Raw genomic sequence first — 16,051 nt, forward strand, 5'->3', positions numbered from 1 at the left:
AGTTCCGTGAAATTGTCCTCATGTTCGCCATCATCAACATAGAAAAGCTCTGTGAGCCTCTCTAACTACCATTCAGAAGCTATTCAACAAAGCAGTTTCGTCCGGTTCGTCGTCCGGTTTCCGGGCGGTCCCCTCGAGCACGGCCTCGAGTTCCGCGGGCGCGAGGTGGTCGTCGGTCGCGGACTGGATCAGTGCGACCGTGCCCGCGACGTGGGGTGCAGCCTTGCTGGTTCCGCTGCGGGAATCGTACTCGCCGCCGGGGGCCGTGCTCTCGATCCCGACGCCGGGCGCGACGACGTCCGGGACGACGTAGGAGTCGGGCCACCGCGGTGGCGCGTGATACCCCCAGGCGTCGTCGGTGTCGATCTCCTCGCCCGCCGAAAAGCCGGCGACACGGTCGGGGGTCGCGCTCGCCCCGACGGCGATCGAGTCGTAGACGTTCGCCGGCGAAATCGACGTCCCGTCGCCGCCGTTTCCGGCACCCGCGACGACGACCGTTCCCGCGTCGTTGGCGTTCTCGACGGCCCGGATCACGCTCGGACGGTACTCCGACCAGCCGAAGCTCATGGTCACGACGTCGGCGTCCTCCTCGATGGCCCACTCGATCCCGGCGAGAACCGTCGACTCTTTGCCGACACAGCGTTCCTCGCAGTCGGTGATGACAGCGCCGTGGAGCAGTTCGACGTCGGGGGCGACACCCAGGTTGGTGCCGCTCCCGTTCCCCGCGCCGACGATACCCGTGACGTGAGTCCCGTGACCGTCGTAATCGACGGGTTCCGCGGATGGGTCCTCGGCGAAGTCCTTCCAGCCGTCGATCTCGAGGTCCGGGTGGTCGGCGTCGACCCCCGAGTCGAGGACGGCGACCGTCGCGCCCTCGCCGCGAGTGTCGAACTCGTCCCAGAGCCGCGGGACCCGCATGTCGTCGAGGCCGTCCGCGTACGCGTCCCCGTCGGTCGTTACGGTCTCCGCGCCGCCGTCGCTCGAGTCGGCGTTCGGACGCACGGCCGTGGCGACCGCGTCATCGGTCCGGACGGCGGTCACGTTCTCGAGCGCCGCCACGTCCTCGAGGGAGGTCCGGTCCGTGTCGACGGTCGCGACCGCGACGTTCGCGATCCAGAACCCATGCTCGAGGTCGACCCCGTCGGTCGCGGCTGCGTACCTCTCGAGCGAGGCCTGCGTCGCCGTCGCGTGGGCCTTCCGTGCCGCGACGACGTCGCCGTCGGTACCGACGGGATCGAACGGTTCGAATGCGACGACGACTCGCACCGTTCCGTCGGCATCCTCCAGGGCGGGATCGATCGGCGCAACTGGATCCTCGGCGGACGCGACCGGGGACCCCGACCCGGCGTCGACCGCCGCTCCGGGGCCGACGGCGGCCGCAAGGAGGAAGACGAGTAGGAGGACGATCGTCGTCGGCCGTCGTCCGGCCGCGCGCGGACCGGTCGGCACGCGTGACATTATCCGACTCGAGACAGTCGGGCTGGTTAAGCGTGACTGTCGATCCCGGTCGGTGACGTTTCAGGAAATTGACTGCCGCTCGCAACCGTCGGAACCGCTCGAAAACTCGAGGCGACGACGCTGGCGTCGGATCCGGGCCTACTCGGCTTCCGGGATCGCCGCGTCCTCGACGTACGGCAGTTCAGCGGCCGTCTCGCGAACCGCGTTCGCGTTGGATTTCATCAGCGCGGTCGTGTCCCAGACGCCCTCGACGAGCGCCTTGCGCTGAGCGTCGTCGACGGTGACATCGACGGTTCGCTCACCGAAGGTGACCGTCTCGGCTTCGACGTCGATCTCGATCTCGCCGTCCGGGTTCTCGTCGACCCACGCCTGGAGTTCCTCGATCGTCTCGGCGTCCGCCGTGACCGTCGGGATGCCGAGCGCGAGGCAGTTGCCCGCGAAGATCTCGGCGAAGCTCTCGCCGATCAGGGCGTCGATCCCCCAGCGCATCAGCGCCTGGGGCGCGTGCTCGCGCGAGGAGCCACAGCCGAAGTTGCTGTTGACCACCATCACCGAGGAGTCCTGGAACCGGTCCTCGTTCATCGGGTGGTCCTTGGGGTCGTCGTTCTCGTCGAACCGCTGGTCGAAGAAGGCGAACTCGCCGAGGCCGTCGAAGGTGACGACCTTCATGAACCGCGCGGGGATGATCTGGTCCGTGTCGATGTCGTTGCCACGGATCGGGACGCCCGACCCCGAGACGTAGTCGACTGCGGGAATCTCGACCTCGTCGCCGCCGTCGGTTTCGTGGCTCATTATGCAGTCACCTCCGTCTCCGGCAGTTCGCGAACGTCCGTCACTTCGCCCTCGAGCGCCGCCGCGGCGACCATCCGCGGGTTCATCAGGACGGTGCGGCCGTCTTTCGACCCCTGGCGGCCGACGAAGTTCCGGTTCGAGGAGGAGGCACAGGCCTCGTCGCCCTCGAGCTGGTCCTCGTTCATGCCGAGACACATCGAGCAGCCGGCGTTGCGCCACTCGAAGCCGGCCGCTTCGAAGACGTCCTTGAGCCCTTCCTCCTCGGCGGCCCGCTGGACGCGCTGGCTGCCGGGGACGACCATCGCGCGGACGTCGTCGGCGACCTCCCGTCCCTCGACGACCCGCGCCGCGCGGCGCAGGTCCGGCAGCCGGGCGTTCGTACACGACCCTAAGAAGGCGACGTCGACGGGATAGCCCGCCATCGTCTCGCCGGGTTCGACGCGCATGTGTTCCTGGGCGCGTCGGGCGGTGTCCTGTTTGTCCGCGGGCAGGTCCTCCGGGGACGGAATCTCCTCGGTGATGCCGATGCCCTGGCCGGGCGTGGTTCCCCAGGTGACGACCGGCTCGAGGTCGTCCGCGTCGATGTGGACGACGTCGTCGTACTCGGCGTCGCCGTCGCTCGCGATCGACTCCCAGTAGGGTTTGAGTTCGTCGAACTTCTCCGGGTTCTCCTGGAAGTAGTCGGTCTCCTCGAGCCACTCGTAGGTGGTCTCGTCGGGGTTGACGTAGCCCGCGCGGGCCCCACCCTCGATGGACATGTTGCAGATCGACATCCGCCCTTCCATGCCCAGCGACTCGATCGCGGAGCCGGCGTACTCGTAGACGTAGCCGACGCCGCCCTCGGTGCCCAGGCGACGGATGATCTCGAGGATGACGTCTTTCGCCTCGACGCCCTCGCCGAGTTCGCCGTCGACCTGGATCTTCCGGACCTTCTGTTTCTCCATGGCGACGGTGCCCGTCGCGAGCACGTCCCGGATCTGGCTGGTGCCGATCCCGAACGCGAGCGCGCCGAACGCGCCGTGGGTCGAGGTGTGGGAGTCGCCACAGACGATCGTCTTGCCCGGCTGGGTGAGCCCCTGCTCCGGGCCGATGACGTGGACGATCCCCTGATCGCCCGAGTTCGGGTCCGAGAACTCGATGCCCGCCTCGCGGACGTTCGCCTCGAGTTCGGCCATCATCTCCTCGGCCGCGTCCTCCTCGTAGGGTCGGGACTGGTCGGCCGTCGGGACGATGTGGTCGACCGTCGCGTGGGTCAGTTCCGGATAGGCGACCTCGAGGTCGCGCTCCCGCAGCATGCCGAAGGCCTGAGGGCTGGTCACCTCGTGGATGAGGTGGAGGCCGACGAACAGCTGGTCCTGTCCGGTCGGCAGCGTCGTGACCTTGTGCCGGTCCCAGACCTTGTCGTACAGGGTCCCCTCGCTCATTCCTCGGCCTCTACGTCGGGATACTCGTACTCGTGCTCGTGCTCGTGCTCGTGTTCGCCGCCGCGCTCGAAGACGTCGTTGGCGTCGTCGGCGTCGTGTGGCGGTGTGTGTTCGACGTCTTTCATCGTCTTCGACGTCGGTTCGGCGTCAGTCCGCTTGCCGTTCCCGTTCGGGTCAGTGGCGGCGGGTTCGCCGCCGTCCGTCGCGACGATCGGCCCGCGACTGAACAGGTGGCCGGTGGTCTCGCCGGTGTAGGGGTTGGTGTGGCTGACGCCCGCCATGGTGTCGTTCGTGTTCCGGTCTCGGTTCCGCGTCGCGTTCGATCGGTCGGAGTCGTGTTCGCTCATTGTCGGTGTCTGGTGTGGTGTCGTGGTTGCGCGTCGATACCGTGCTCAGTCGTCTGCCCGGACCTTCTGCTCCTCTTCGTCCTCCGAGTCCTCGGTCTCCGCTTCGGCCTCGGCTTCCTCCCACGCGAACAGTTCGCGCAGGCGCTCGCCGACTTCCTCGATCTCGTGGCTCTTCTCGGCTTCGCGGAGCTGGTTGTAGCTCGGGCGGCCCGCCTGGTTCTCGAGCACCCACTCGCGGGTGAACTCGCCGTTCTGGACCTCCTCGAGGACTTCCTCCATGTTCTCGCGGACGGCCTCGTCGACGACGTCGTCGCCGCGGGTCAGCCCGCCGTACTCGGCCGTGTCGGAGACGGAGTCCCACATCGCGCCGAGCCCGCCTTCGTACATGAGATCGACGATGAGTTTCATCTCGTTCATACACTCGAAGTAGGCCATCTCGGGGCTGTAGCCGGCGTCGACCAGCGTCTCGTACCCCGTCTTGATCAGCGAGGCGATGCCGCCACAGAGGACGGCCTGCTCGCCGAACAGGTCGGTCTCGGTCTCCTCGCGGAACGTCGTCTCGACGACGCCCGCGCGGGTACAGCCGATCGCCTTCCCGTAGGCGAGGGCCCGTTCGTGGGCGTCGCCAGTCGTGTCCTGGTAGACCGCCAGCAGGCCGGGCGTCCCCTCGTCGTTCTCGTAGTTCCGGCGGACGAGGTGACCCGGGCTCTTGGGCGCGATCATCGTCACGTCGACGTCCTCGGGCGGGGTGATCTGGTTGTAGTGGATGTTCAGCCCGTGTGCGAACTGCAGCGTGTCGCCCGCCTCGAGGTTCGGCGCGATGGCGTTCTCGTAGACGGCCGGCTGGACCGTGTCGGGCACGAGCACGGAGACGTAGGTCGCTTGCGCGACGGCCTCCGCCGGGGTCGTCACCTCGAGGCCGTCGGCCTCGGCCGCCGACCGCGACGAGGAGTCCTCGCGCAGGCCGACGACCACGTCCACGCCGCTGTCGTCTAAGTTGAGGGCGTGGGCGTGGCCCTGGCTGCCGTAGCCCAGCACGGCAACGGTGTCGTCTTCGAGCGTCGATACGTCCGCGTCGTCGTCGTAGTAGATCTCGGTAGTGAACTCGTCAGTCATGTTAATCGTCGTCCGCAGTGTATTTCGTCTGCTTCGCTTCTTCGGCGGCCGAGACGCTCGCCTCCGCGGGCGTCGGCCCGGTCGTTTCGTCCGTGCCGCGGGCCAGCGCGGTCGTCCCGGTGCGATCGACCTCCCGGATGCCGAACTGGCCGAACGTCTCGATCGCGGCCTCGATCTTCTGGCGCGAGCCCGTGACCTCGTAGGTCGCCGTCTCCGGGCTCGAGTCGACGGCCGTGGCGTCGTACATGTCGGCGACGGCCGCCACCTGCGCCGGGTCCTCGGCGTCGACTTTCACCAGCGCCAGCTCCCGCTGCATGGCGTCGGGCTCGAGTTCCCGCACCGAGGCGACGGGCACCAGCTTCCGCAGCTGTTTCTTGATCTGGTCGATCCCCGGGTCGGGTTCCTCGACGACGAGGGTGATCCGCGCGCGGTCCTCGTCGGTCGTCGGGCCGACGGTCAGGCTCTCGATGTTGAACTGCCGTCTCGAGAACAGGCCCGAGACCTCCGCCAGGACGCCAGGCTCGTGTTTGACCAGCGCGGAGATGACGGTTCGGCGGGGTTCGTGGGTCACCTCGACTTCGGGGTCGATGCGGATGCCCTGCTCGTTGCGCCGGCCGGCCGGCGTCGGTCGCTCCTCGGGGGCCGGGCCGTCCAGTCCGCCGCTCATAGTTGATCCTCCGTCAGGGCGAACTGGCCGTTGTCGCCGCCGCTTGGCACCATCGGATAGACGTTCGCCTCGGGGTCGATGTGGACGTCGATCACCGAGGGGCCGTCGTAGGCGACGGCCTCGGCGATGGTGTCTGCGACCTCGTCGTAGTCGTCGATCCGGAACCCGCGTGCGCCGAAGGCCTCGGCGAGCTTGTCGAACTCCGGCATCCAGTTGTAGTCCGAGGCGGCGTGACGGCCCTCGAAGAAGGCGTCCTGCCACTGCCGGACCATGCCGATGTACTCGTTGTTGAGCACGGCGACCGTGATATCGAGGTCCTCGCGGACCGCGACGGACAGCCCCTGCATCGTCATCAGGAAGGAGCCGTCGCCGTCGACGCAGACGACCTCCTGGTCGTCGTCGGCCGCCAGGCGCGCGCCGATCGCCGCCGGCAGACCGTAGCCCATCGTCCCCAGGCCGTGGCTCGAGACCCACGTCCGGGGCTCGGTGAACGTCCAGTACTGGCAGGCCCACATCTGGTGTTGGCCGACGCCGGTGGTGACGATCGCGCTGTCGCCCGTGGCCTCGTCTAACGCCTCGACGACGAACTCCGGCCGGACCGGCTCGTCCTCGGGCGCGTCGTAGGCCATCGAGTAGTCGGACTTCCACTGCTGGCACTGGGCGCGCCACTTCGTCGCCTCGGGCGAGGACTCGACGGCCTCGGCCAGCTGGGAGACGACGGTGTCGGCGTCCCCGATCAGCGGGTAGTCCGCGTGGATGTTCTTCGAGATTTCGGCGGGGTCGATGTCGACGTGGATGACCTCCGCGTCGGGCGCGAAGGTCTCGATGCCGCCGGTCAGGCGGTCGTCGAACCGGGTGCCGACGGCGAGCAGCGTGTCACAGTGGGTGATCGCCATGTTGGCGTAGCCGGTGCCGTGCATACCCGCCATCTCCATCGATAGCTCGTGATCTTCGGGGAACGACCCCAGGCCGGGCATCGTCGTGATGACCGGGATCTCGTGCTCGATCGCGAACTCCCGGCAGGTCTCGCTGGCCTCGCCCTTGATGACGCCCCCGCCCAGCAGCATCGCGGGTCGGTCGGCGTTCTCGAGGCGCTCGGCCGCCTCCGCGACGATCTCCGGGTCGGCCCGCTCCTGGAACTCGTAGGTGTCCGGCGTTTCGGGTTCGCCGGGCTCGGTCTCGGTGTCGGCGTTCGTGACGTCCTTCGGCAGGTCGACCAGCGTCGGGCCGGGCCGTCCCTCGTTCGCGAGGGCGAAGGCCTCGCCGACGTCGTCGCCGACCCGGTCGGGGTCGGCCGCGAAGGTGTTCTCCTTCGTGATCGGCGTCGTGACGCCGGTGGTGTCGGTCTCCTGGAAGGCGTCGTTGCCGACGAACTCCGTCGGCACCTGGCCGGTCAGCGCGATCAGCGGATCCGAGTCCATGTCGGCGTCCGCGATGCCCGTGACCAGGTTCGTCGCGCCCGGGCCCGACGTGGCCAGGCAGACGCCCGGCTCGCCCGAGACGATGCCGTAGGCGTCGGCCGCGTGGGCCGCGCCCTGCTCGTGGGCCATCGTCACGTGCCTGATGTCGGAATCGTACAGGGCGTCGTAGACGGGCATGATCGCCCCGCCCTGGACGCCGAAGGCGTACTCGACGCCCGCGTTCTCGAGGGCGCGGACGACTGCCTGTGCGCCGGACGTAACCGGCTCCGGCGTCGGTTCCTCCGATCCCGACCGCGCGTCGGGTTCTTGCTCGTTCTGTGCGTCTTCCTCAGTGTGTTCCTCCGGTGGCGAAACCGTTGCAGCGCGTTCGCTCATCGGAACTCACCCGCCGTGGGCTGGCGATCCGTATCGTACTCCGCGGACGACGGCGACGACGATGACGCGCGCCGCGCGGTCCGTGCTGTGTGTGGCTGGTTCATCTGCGTGGAAACTGGTCGCTCGAAAATCGATGCGACGGCGAAACCGGAATCGTGGGTGCGGAGTAATAGAGGGGCTAGTACGCCCCTACAATACGAATACGGATCGCGGCGAACGCGCTGCTGTCGCCCCGGGTGCGAGCCGACAGGGATGCGCGTCCCGTCATTACTGATCCGATAGGCACCTCGAGGGTCATAACTGTTGCGAGCGGGGCAACGCTCGCGGCGGCCGGTCGGGTGTGTCCGCGTCCCTGCTCGCGTCCGCGTCCGCGACAGCCGTCGCTCGCGATCCGTGGAAACCGGGGTGGACGCCGTCATCGCTCAGGCGCGCACCTCCTCCTGCTCGCGTTCGCTCTCGTCGTCGGTACGCCGCGGGACGTCGGCCTCCTCGGCGAACCGCTCCAGGTCGCCGACGGTGACCCGGCGCTTCTCCGCGCCGTAGTCCTTGACGCGACGGGTGACCGCCCGTACCTCCTCGTCGGAGGGGGCGAACCCGCGGTCCTCGAGACGCTCGCGTACCGAGTGGGTGCCGGTGTGTTTGCCCATGACCAGCCGGCGTTCCGCGCCGACCATCTCGGGGGTCATCACGCCGGGCTCGAAGGTGTCGGAGTTCTCGATGACGCCGGCGGCGTGGATGCCGCTCTCGTGAGAGAAGGCGTTGTCGCCGACGATCGGCTTGTTGCCGGGCGTGTCCATGCCGCTCTTCTCGGCGACGACCTCCGAGAGCTCCGTGATGCGGGTCGTGTCGATCCCCGTGTCGGTCTGGTAGAGGGACTCGACGGACATCACGAACTCCTCGTAGGCGGCGTTGCCGGCCCGCTCGCCGATGGAGTTGACCGACACCTGGGCCTGGTCGGCCCCCGCTTCGATCCCCGCCAGCGCGTTCGCGGTGGCCAGGCCGAAGTCGTCGTGGGTGTGGACGTCGATCCGGGCGTCGGTGTGCTCGCCGACCTTCGCGATCAGCTCGCGGAACCGACCCGGCGTGGCGACGCCACAGGTGTCGGGGACGTTGATCCAGTCGACGCCGACCTCGGAGACCGCTTCGACGACGTCGATCAGGAAATCCTCGTCAGTTCGCGTCGCGTCCATCGGCGAGAACATGCAGGTAGCCCCCGCCTCTTTGACGCGTTCGACCGATTCGACTGCGCGTTCCCGGACCTCCGCTCGCGTGGCGTGCATCGAATCCTCGATCTGGACGTCGCTGGTGGACACGAACGTGTGCACCATCTCGACGCCCGAATCGAGCGCCGCTTCGACGTCCTTGTCGACGACGCGGGCTAACCCGCAGGTCGTCGTCGACGTCGACGACGCGATGTCACGGACGGCCTCGAACTCGGCGTCGGAGTTGACGGGGAATCCCGCTTCGATGACGTGGGTCCCCATCTCGTCCAGGATCGAGGCAATCCCTCGCTTGTCCTCGTACGAGAAGGAAGTGCCGGGCGACTGTTCACCATCCCGCAGGGTGGTGTCGAAGACACGTGCTGACTCTATTTCGTCAGTGGAATCTAACGTGCCCTGGAAGAACTCGACCCCCCTGACTGGTGTCAGAGGACGGCTCGTCTTGTGAAGACATTGTAGTCGAATCCCAGGCGGGAGGACCTATATAAATCTGGTGCCGAGATCGAAACCACCTGATGTGTTACCACAGGACATGGTTCACGAGTGTCGAAAAATCGCAAGCAACCAACGGCCTAATATTCTTAATACGGAATGGTATCATATGGTCGCCGTCGGCCGAGGTTCGCCAACACCGGTAACTATTACCCCGTAATCGGGGGCGTTCCGGGGGCGCTCCCGCTGGCGCGCGCCCGCCGGTTGACGGACGGTCACCGCTGACGACACTGGGTCAGGAAATCTGGCTATTCGTCCACCAGGTACGGATATCGTTTCCGATCGTCCACCGATCCGTCACTCGAGGGCGTCCTGATGGGTTTCGTAGCGGCTGACGTACCGATCCTCACAGGAGGGACAGCAGAACGTCTTGACCTCGCCGCCGACCGTCGCCGTCACCCCGTCGCCGGTGACTTCCTTGCCACAGACGACGCACTCGAGGGCGAACCCGGCGGCAGAGACGCCGACCAGCCGGTCCGACCGCGAGAGCAGCGTCACGTCGTAGCCGGCGAGCTCCGAGAGGTCGAGTTCGGTCTCGAGCCACGAGCGGACCCCCTCGGCGGGCAGGGTCGCGTGGACGAGCACGCGGCCGTCCATCCCCTCGTAGATCCCCTCGACGCCCTCGAGGTCGGCCGCCCCGCCGTAGACGTCGGCGACGGCCGCCGGCGCGGGCTCGAGTTCGATCAGGGCGGCCGTCTCGCCGCGGAGCTTCTCGCGGTCGACGTCGATCGTGAACCCCTCGATGATCCCCTGTTCCTCGAGCCGGGAGATGCGGTCGGAAACCGCCGGCGGGGTCAGCCCGACGTGGTCGGCGATCTCCTTGTACGGCCGGCGGGCGTCTTCGCTGAGGAGTTCGAGGATTTCGATGTCGGTCTCGTCGAGGTCGCGCATGCCCCGACGTTCGAACGGGAGCGAAAAGAGTGTGCCGTCGCCGCCGGTTCGACGCGCCCGTCTCGAGAGTCGGCGCGAGGGAAGCGGGCGGCCGTCGCGCGTATGGGTACTTTACCCCCGGTCGTGGTACGTGCCCCCGCGATGACGACCGACGAAATCACCGACCTGCTGACCGAAGCGTACCTCGACGAACTCGAGACCGTGATGAACTACCTCTCGAACGCCATCGTCCTCGACGGCATCCACGCCGAGGAGGTCAAGGCGAGCCTCGAGGAGGACATCCAGGAGGAACTCGACCACGCCCGGATGATCGGCGAGCGACTGAAGCAACTCGACGAGTCGCCACCGGGGTCGGAGTCGTTCGACGCCCAGCAGTCGAACCTTCAGCCGCCCGCGGACACGACCGACGTCCGGTCGGTCATCGACGGCGTGCTCGAGGCCGAGGAGGACGCCATCGAGACCTACCGGTCGCTGGCGGCGGCTGCCGACGACGCCAACGACCCCGTGACGGAGGACGTGGCGGTGACGCTGCTGGCGGACGAGGAGGCCCATCGGACGGAGTTCCGCGGGTTCCGCAAGGAGTTCCCGATGGACTAAGGACTGACTGCCAACCCAGGGAGTTCCTCGAGAGGAACGTTTTTCTCGTCGCGCTCCGACGGGAGCCACATGAGCGACTTCGACCTCGATCTGCGGGCGGTCGAGGAACACATCGACGAGGAGCTCGATCTCGAGGGAAGCATCGTGCTCGGCGTCCTGGACGGGTCGACGCCGGCGGAGCAGTGGATCGAAGGCGTCTCGAACGGCAACGTCCTGGTCCTCAATGTCGAGGGCGAGGTCAACGAACTCGCGTCCGGATTCGCCCGGGACGTGAAGGAGGCCGGCGGGAACCTGGTGCACTTCCGCGGGTTCCTGATCGTGACACCGCCGGGTGTGGACGTGAACACCGACCGGCTGTAGTGTAGGACGCGACGCGATCTCACTGCGATACCGACAACTCGCCGTAGTCGAACGCCTCGCCCATCTCCGAGAGGGTGTCGAGTTCGTCCTGTTCTTCCCGGAGCGTCTCCTCCAAGGTGTCGGCCGCGTCGTCCATGCCCAGTTGATCGGCCATCGGGATCAGATTCCCGTAGGTGGCGACCTCGTAGTGTTCGGCTTTCTGGCCCGCGGCGATGTTGAACCGGTCGATCGCCTCGTCGCTCGGGTCCTTGCTCATGAACTCCTCGTGAGCCTCGATCATCCCCTCGACGACCGGGTCCTCCTCCGGTTCGGCCTCCGCGTCGAGCCGCTCGAACACCCCCTCGATCCGGTCGACGTGGATCTCGGTCTTCTCGCGGTGTTCCGCGAAGCCCGATTTGAGTTCCTCGTTCGAGGAGGTCTCCTCGAGTTCCTCGAGGGCCTCGAGGAGGCGCTGTTCGGTGTGGTAGGCGTGTTTCAGTCCGGACACAAAGAGGTCTTCGGTGGTATCGATCGTCATGGGTGACCGTCTGAGCGTGCGCCGTTATGATCGATAAGTCGTCGGCCTGCAGGTGAGCGGACGCGAGCCCTCGCGGGGAGACCGGTAGCCGCCGCTACGGATCCGTCGCGAACGTCAACACGTGCCCGTCCGGATCCCGGAGAACGACCCGTTCGTCGCCGACCTCGTCGACTCGCCCCACCCGGTCGGCGACGGCCTCGAGCGCTGCGGTCGGTTCGCTCGTCTCGAACCCCAGATCGACGTGGACGCCCCCGCGGGCATCGGCGAGCCCGAGGTGGGGTTCCCACAGCTCCAGGGCCATCGGGCCGTCCATCCGGACCCGCGTGCGGTCGTCCCCCGCGTCGACGGTCTCGAACCCCAGTTGGGTGTAAAACGCCTCCGCGCGCTCGAGGTCCTCGACCTCGAGGACGACCTCGAAGAGGCCGTCGATCCCCGGCCCCGCGACGTCGCGCTGGCCGAGTTCGACGCAGTTGCCGTCCGGGTCGTACAGGTACAGCGACTTCGCGGGCCCGAACTGGGCCTCCTCGAGGTCGTAGCCCCGTTCCTCGAGGCGGTCCCACCAGTCGTCGTACTCGTCGGCGGGGATCGAGAGCGCGAAGTGGGTGTGGAGGCCCCCGCGGGGGACGCCGTTCGGCCGGCGAAGCACGAGGTCGGTGTCGCCGGCGGCGAGGGCGAGTTCCGACGGCTCGTCGCGGTCCGCGCGAACCGACATCTCGAGGGTCTCCGCGTAGAACGCCCGTGCGGGCTCGAGGTACTTGACCTCGAGCGCGAGCCAGGCCAGCCGGGTGAGCATGTGTCCACCTACTCGAGGACGGGTGAAAGAACCGTCGCCGACGCCTCCAACCGACCGCGAGCGGTCGAACCGTCCCGTTCGCCGCTTCTCCCCCGTTTATGGTGTCGACGACCCTAGAGAAACGCACGACAATGAGTTTCCGCATCGACGAACGCGCCACGGACTTCCGCGAGATCGACCGGTTCGACCACGGCGTCGGCTGGATCGCTCACCCCGAGGAACGCATGCAACGCGCCAGTCACGCCCTCGAGGTCGACGGCGAGGTCTGGTTGATCGACCCCGTCGACGCCGACGGTCTCGACGACCTGCTCGCGGAGTTCGGCGAGGTCGCCGGCGTCGTCGTCCTGCTGGATCGCCACAAGCGCGACGCCGCGGCGATCGCCGACCGCCACGGCGTCCCGGTCTACCTCCCAGCGTTCTTCGAGGGCGTCGCCGAGGAACTCCCGCGAGAGACGCCGATCGCCCGGTTCGACGACGAACTCGCGGACACCGGTATCGAGGCGCTCACGGTGGTCGACAGCCGGTTCTGGCAAGAGGCCGCACTCTACGACCGCGAGACCGGCACGCTCGTCGTCCCCGAGTCCGTCGGGGCTGCCGACTACTTCCGGGTCCGGGGCGAACGGCTCGGCGTCCACCCGATGCGGCGGGCGGTGCCGCCCCGCGACACGCTCGGCGGACTCCGCCCGGAGCGGGTCCTCGTCGCCCACGGCCCGGGCGTGCTCTCCGGAGCGACCGGCACCCTCGCCGACGCGCTCGAGGGCTCGCGTCGCCGCGCACCGCTGCTGTACGCGAAGACGGCGCGGTCGTTGCTCCCGTTCTAGAGGATAGCGGAGAGCGGGTGCACTCGCGGGGAATACATCTAACTACTCGCCCGACATAGGAAGGGGCGTGGTCTACATCACGCGGGCACTCGTCGACGTCCTTCTCGATCTGGCCAGCGACGCCGATCCCGACCGCGTGACGACCGGCACCTCGGTCACTCCCGCCCGCGAACTCGAGGGGCCGGAAGCCGACGCCGTCGCCCCGGAGACGCCCGTGTTCACGGACTTCTTCCTCCCCGATCCGGGCAACGCCGTCAACGCCGTCTTCGGCGTCGACCTCTCGACGCCCGCCCGGCAAGCGCAGGGCCAGTTCGTCTCGCACCCGTTGCGGGAACTCGAGGTGACCCGACGCGACGACCTCGCGGAAGTGATCTTCGTGGCCGTCCCGCCCTGGACCGACGCCGACGACTCGTTCGCGGCGTTCGATCGTGCGGGGGACCGACAGCCCCTCGAGATCATCGACGCGCAGCCACCGGAGCAGTCGTTTCCGGCCTGAGCCGTCGGCGATGCGTTCCTGACAGGGGTTCGAGAGGGGGGTCAGTCGTCGGCTGACGGCTCGAGCGTCACCGCGATTTCCGCGGCCGCAGCCTTGTACTCAGGAATCTTCGCTCGCTCGTCGAGCACGTCGTTCGTGAGCCGATTGGCCGAAGCGGCCGCGAAGTGTGGCGTCGTCCAGACGACGCCCTCCTTGATGTCCTCGGTGACCCGCGCCTCGACCGTGATCTCGCCCCGCCGGGACTCGAGGACGACCTCGTTGCCGTCCTCGATCCCGTACCGCTCCGCGTCCGCGGGGTGGACGTCGACGAAGTTCCGTGGCGTCTGGCGGTTCAGCGTCGGCGAGCGGGTGCTCATCGTCCCGGTGTTGTAGTGTTCCTCGAGGCGTGCGGTCGTGAGGATCAGCGGGTACTCGTCGTCCGGCGTTTCGGCCGGTGGCTGGTGGCTGACCCCTTCGATCCGCCCGCGTCCGCTCTCGGTGTCGAACTCCTCCTCGTAGAGGTAGGGGTCGCCCTCGTCGCCGGGCTGGTAACAGGGCCAGTGCAGCCCCTCCTCGCCCAGCCGATCGTAGCTCATCCCGTGGTAGATGGGACACACCCGGCGGAGTTCCTCGAAGACCTCCTCGGGGCCGTCGAACTCGAACTCGTCGGCGTCGAAGAGCCGAGACCCGACCGCCGAGAGGATCTCGAGGTCGTGTTTCGTGTTCTCGTGGACTTTCCCGACGCCGCGCATCCGCTGGACACGCCGGTCGGTGTTCGTGACGGTCCCGCCGCGTTCGGCCCACGTCGTCGCCGGCAGGAGCACGTCGGCGTACTGGGCGGTCTCGGTCGGGAAGATGTCCTGGACGACGACGAACTCGAGGTCCTGGATGCGTTCGGCGACCCGGTTGGCGTCGGGCTCGCTCATCACGGGGTTCTCGCCCATGACGTACAGCCCCTTGACCGACTCGCCGAACTCGTGGGAGATCTCGACGTTCGTGAGGCCCGGCTCGGCGGGGATCTCGAACCCCCACTCGTCCTCGACTGCCTCGCGGGCCGCGTCGTCGTCGACGAGCTGGTAACCCGGAAGGACGTTCGGCATCGCGCCGACGTCACAGGTCCCCTGGACGTTATTCTGCCCGCGCAGTGGGTTGACGCCGGTTCCGGGCCGGCCAACGTTGCCCGTGATCAGCGCCAGGTTGATCTCGTTTTGTACGTTGTCGACGCCGCACGCGTGCTGGCTCATCCCCATCCCCGTGAAGATGGCCGCGTTATCCGCCGTCGCGTACTTCTCGGCGGCCAGTTCGATCTCCTCGAGCGGGACGCCACACTCCTCGGCGGCGGCCTCCTCGTCGAAGTCCGCGAGCGTCTCTTTCAGATGGTCGAACCCCTCGGTACGCTCGGCGACGAACTCCTCGTCGATCCAGCCCTCCTCGGGCTGGTCCTCGTGGTGCTCGAGGATCGTCTTGAGGACGATGTTCAGCAGCGGGATGTCGGTGCCGGGGTTCAACTGGAGATGCTGATGGCGCTCCGTCTCGCCGATCCCGAACGAGCGCGTCGTCTTGTTCGCGTGGGGATCGACCTGGATGACGGTCGCGCCGTCGAGCACCGCCTGCCGGAAGTACTGGCTGTTCGCGATCGGATGTTGTTCGCCGGGATTCGCCCCCTGGATCCAGAACAGGTCACACTCCTCGCGGAGGTCCCGCATGCTGTTGGTCATCGCCCCCGCGCCGAGGCTCGTCCGCAGCGCCCAGACGGTCGAGGCGTGACACATCCGCGTACAGTTGTCGACGTTGTTCGTCCCGTACCGGCGTGCGAGCTTCTGGAGGAGGTAGTTCTCCTCGTTCATCGTCTTCGAGGAGCCGAAAAAGCCCACGGCGTCGGGGCCGTACTCCTCGCGGATCCGCTCGAGTTCGTCGACGACGTACGCGTAGGCCTCCTCCCAGGTGGCCTCGCGGAACTCGCCGTCCTCCTTGATCTGCGGGTCGGTGAGCCGATCTTCGTGGTCGACGACCTCCGTCGCCGCGCCGCCCTTGATGCAGACGCGACCCTCGTTGACGGGCGCGTCGCCCCACGGCATGAACTGCACGTCCGCCGGCTCCTCGCCCCCCGAGAGCTGGATGCCACAGCCGACGCCGCAGTACGGACAGATCGTCTTGACCGGGTCTGATTGATCGCTTGACATAGTGTGGTCTCCTCGGTCGCCGCGCGTCGCGGGCGATCGACACGTTGTCTATCACCCTCCACCGGAATGAGTCTTGCTGACACACGACTTCGATCCCGTCCG

The 16,051-nt window shown here is 67.6% G+C and carries 16 protein-coding genes; 4 read left to right on the forward strand and 12 right to left on the reverse strand.

The window, feature by feature from the left end; genetic code table 11:
- Positions 1-72: 72 nt before the first annotated feature.
- The 9 genes from BM113_RS17315 to BM113_RS17355 all read right to left on the reverse strand — a co-directional run bounded on the left by BM113_RS17315 (position 73) and on the right by BM113_RS17355 (position 10,203).
- Positions 73-1,458, reverse strand: a complete 1,386-nt coding sequence (locus BM113_RS17315) for a S8 family serine peptidase (RefSeq protein ID WP_245758095.1) — start codon at positions 1,456-1,458, stop codon at positions 73-75.
- A 138-nt stretch (positions 1,459-1,596) separates the two neighbouring features.
- Entirely contained in the window at positions 1,597-2,250 is a 654-nt protein-coding gene (leuD, locus tag BM113_RS17320) for a 3-isopropylmalate dehydratase small subunit (RefSeq protein ID WP_089789290.1), read from the reverse strand.
- On the reverse strand, positions 2,250-3,674 hold the full coding sequence (leuC, locus tag BM113_RS17325; RefSeq protein ID WP_089789291.1) for a 3-isopropylmalate dehydratase large subunit: 1,425 nt from the start codon (positions 3,672-3,674) through the stop codon (positions 2,250-2,252). The genes leuD and leuC overlap by 1 nt, the downstream gene beginning before the upstream one ends.
- Positions 3,671-4,021 carry a DUF7989 family protein gene (locus tag BM113_RS17330; RefSeq protein WP_089789292.1) on the reverse strand — a complete coding sequence of 117 codons (351 nt, stop codon included), beginning with the start codon at positions 4,019-4,021 and terminating at the stop codon, positions 3,671-3,673. Before BM113_RS17330 ends, leuC begins: the two co-directional genes overlap by 4 nt.
- Before the next feature lie 45 nt (positions 4,022-4,066).
- Positions 4,067-5,137, reverse strand: coding sequence for a ketol-acid reductoisomerase (ilvC, locus tag BM113_RS17335; protein WP_089789293.1), 1,071 nt, complete (start codon positions 5,135-5,137; stop codon positions 4,067-4,069).
- A 1-nt stretch (position 5,138) separates the two neighbouring features.
- Positions 5,139-5,804: an acetolactate synthase small subunit gene (gene ilvN / locus BM113_RS17340; protein ID WP_089789294.1), complete on the reverse strand. Its 666-nt coding sequence runs from the start codon at positions 5,802-5,804 to the stop codon at positions 5,139-5,141.
- Positions 5,801-7,600 (reverse strand): biosynthetic-type acetolactate synthase large subunit, encoded by a 1,800-nt coding sequence (gene ilvB / locus BM113_RS17345; protein ID WP_089789295.1) that lies wholly within the window; start codon positions 7,598-7,600, stop codon positions 5,801-5,803. Before ilvB ends, ilvN begins: the two co-directional genes overlap by 4 nt.
- A gap of 422 nt (positions 7,601-8,022) precedes the next feature.
- Positions 8,023-9,285, reverse strand: coding sequence for a LeuA family protein (locus BM113_RS17350; RefSeq protein ID WP_177209211.1), 1,263 nt, complete (start codon positions 9,283-9,285; stop codon positions 8,023-8,025).
- Positions 9,286-9,609: 324 nt separating this feature from the next.
- Positions 9,610-10,203: a winged helix-turn-helix transcriptional regulator gene (locus tag BM113_RS17355; protein WP_089789296.1), complete on the reverse strand. Its 594-nt coding sequence runs from the start codon at positions 10,201-10,203 to the stop codon at positions 9,610-9,612.
- A 141-nt stretch (positions 10,204-10,344) separates the two neighbouring features.
- Here BM113_RS17355 and BM113_RS17360 point away from each other — a divergent pair, with 141 nt between their 5' ends.
- Entirely contained in the window at positions 10,345-10,800 is a 456-nt protein-coding gene (locus BM113_RS17360; RefSeq protein ID WP_089789297.1) for a ferritin-like domain-containing protein, read from the forward strand.
- Between the two features lie 69 nt (positions 10,801-10,869).
- Entirely contained in the window at positions 10,870-11,160 is a 291-nt protein-coding gene (locus BM113_RS17365) for a DUF5779 family protein (protein WP_089789298.1), read from the forward strand.
- A 19-nt stretch (positions 11,161-11,179) separates the two neighbouring features.
- Here the strand turns inward: BM113_RS17365 and BM113_RS17370 are convergent, their stop codons facing one another.
- On the reverse strand, positions 11,180-11,677 hold the full coding sequence (locus BM113_RS17370) for a YciE/YciF ferroxidase family protein (RefSeq protein WP_089789299.1): 498 nt from the start codon (positions 11,675-11,677) through the stop codon (positions 11,180-11,182).
- Positions 11,678-11,771: 94 nt separating this feature from the next.
- The gene (locus BM113_RS17375) at positions 11,772-12,470 is read right to left on the reverse strand and encodes a VOC family protein (protein WP_089789300.1); all 699 of its coding nucleotides are present in this window, start codon (positions 12,468-12,470) and stop codon (positions 11,772-11,774) included.
- 131 nt (positions 12,471-12,601) lie between these two features.
- On the opposite strand from BM113_RS17375, the gene BM113_RS17380 reads away from it, so the two are divergent.
- Positions 12,602-13,291 (forward strand): hypothetical protein, encoded by a 690-nt coding sequence (locus BM113_RS17380; protein WP_089789301.1) that lies wholly within the window; start codon positions 12,602-12,604, stop codon positions 13,289-13,291.
- Positions 13,292-13,358: 67 nt separating this feature from the next.
- Positions 13,359-13,787 (forward strand): JAB/MPN domain protein-containing protein, encoded by a 429-nt coding sequence (locus tag BM113_RS17385; RefSeq protein ID WP_089789302.1) that lies wholly within the window; start codon positions 13,359-13,361, stop codon positions 13,785-13,787.
- Positions 13,788-13,828: 41 nt separating this feature from the next.
- Here the strand turns inward: BM113_RS17385 and fdhF are convergent, their stop codons facing one another.
- Positions 13,829-15,949 carry a formate dehydrogenase subunit alpha gene (fdhF, locus tag BM113_RS17390; protein WP_089789303.1) on the reverse strand — a complete coding sequence of 707 codons (2,121 nt, stop codon included), beginning with the start codon at positions 15,947-15,949 and terminating at the stop codon, positions 13,829-13,831.
- Positions 15,950-16,051: the final 102 nt, after the last annotated feature.

The sequence above is a fragment of the Natronobacterium haloterrestre genome, from assembly GCF_900112205.1.
In the GTDB taxonomy this organism is placed as follows: domain Archaea; phylum Halobacteriota; class Halobacteria; order Halobacteriales; family Natrialbaceae; genus Natronobacterium; species Natronobacterium haloterrestre.

Excerpts from the sequence above, each read along its gene's own strand:
- BM113_RS17315 (WP_245758095.1), bottom strand. The coding sequence starts at position 1,458 with ATGTCACGCGTGCCGACCGGTCCGCGCGCGGCCGGACGACGGCCGACG.
- leuD (WP_089789290.1), bottom strand. The coding sequence starts at position 2,250 with ATGAGCCACGAAACCGACGGCGGCGACGAGGTCGAGATTCCCGCAGTC.
- leuC (WP_089789291.1), bottom strand. The coding sequence starts at position 3,674 with ATGAGCGAGGGGACCCTGTACGACAAGGTCTGGGACCGGCACAAGGTC.
- BM113_RS17330 (WP_089789292.1), bottom strand. The coding sequence starts at position 4,021 with ATGAGCGAACACGACTCCGACCGATCGAACGCGACGCGGAACCGAGAC.
- ilvC (WP_089789293.1), bottom strand. The coding sequence starts at position 5,137 with ATGACTGACGAGTTCACTACCGAGATCTACTACGACGACGACGCGGAC.
- ilvN (WP_089789294.1), bottom strand. The coding sequence starts at position 5,804 with ATGAGCGGCGGACTGGACGGCCCGGCCCCCGAGGAGCGACCGACGCCG.
- ilvB (WP_089789295.1), bottom strand. The coding sequence starts at position 7,600 with ATGAGCGAACGCGCTGCAACGGTTTCGCCACCGGAGGAACACACTGAG.
- BM113_RS17355 (WP_089789296.1), bottom strand. The coding sequence starts at position 10,203 with ATGCGCGACCTCGACGAGACCGACATCGAAATCCTCGAACTCCTCAGC.
- BM113_RS17360 (WP_089789297.1), top strand. The coding sequence starts at position 10,345 with ATGACGACCGACGAAATCACCGACCTGCTGACCGAAGCGTACCTCGAC.
- BM113_RS17365 (WP_089789298.1), top strand. The coding sequence starts at position 10,870 with ATGAGCGACTTCGACCTCGATCTGCGGGCGGTCGAGGAACACATCGAC.
- BM113_RS17370 (WP_089789299.1), bottom strand. The coding sequence starts at position 11,677 with ATGACGATCGATACCACCGAAGACCTCTTTGTGTCCGGACTGAAACAC.
- BM113_RS17375 (WP_089789300.1), bottom strand. The coding sequence starts at position 12,470 with ATGCTCACCCGGCTGGCCTGGCTCGCGCTCGAGGTCAAGTACCTCGAG.
- BM113_RS17380 (WP_089789301.1), top strand. The coding sequence starts at position 12,602 with ATGAGTTTCCGCATCGACGAACGCGCCACGGACTTCCGCGAGATCGAC.
- fdhF (WP_089789303.1), bottom strand. The coding sequence starts at position 15,949 with ATGTCAAGCGATCAATCAGACCCGGTCAAGACGATCTGTCCGTACTGC.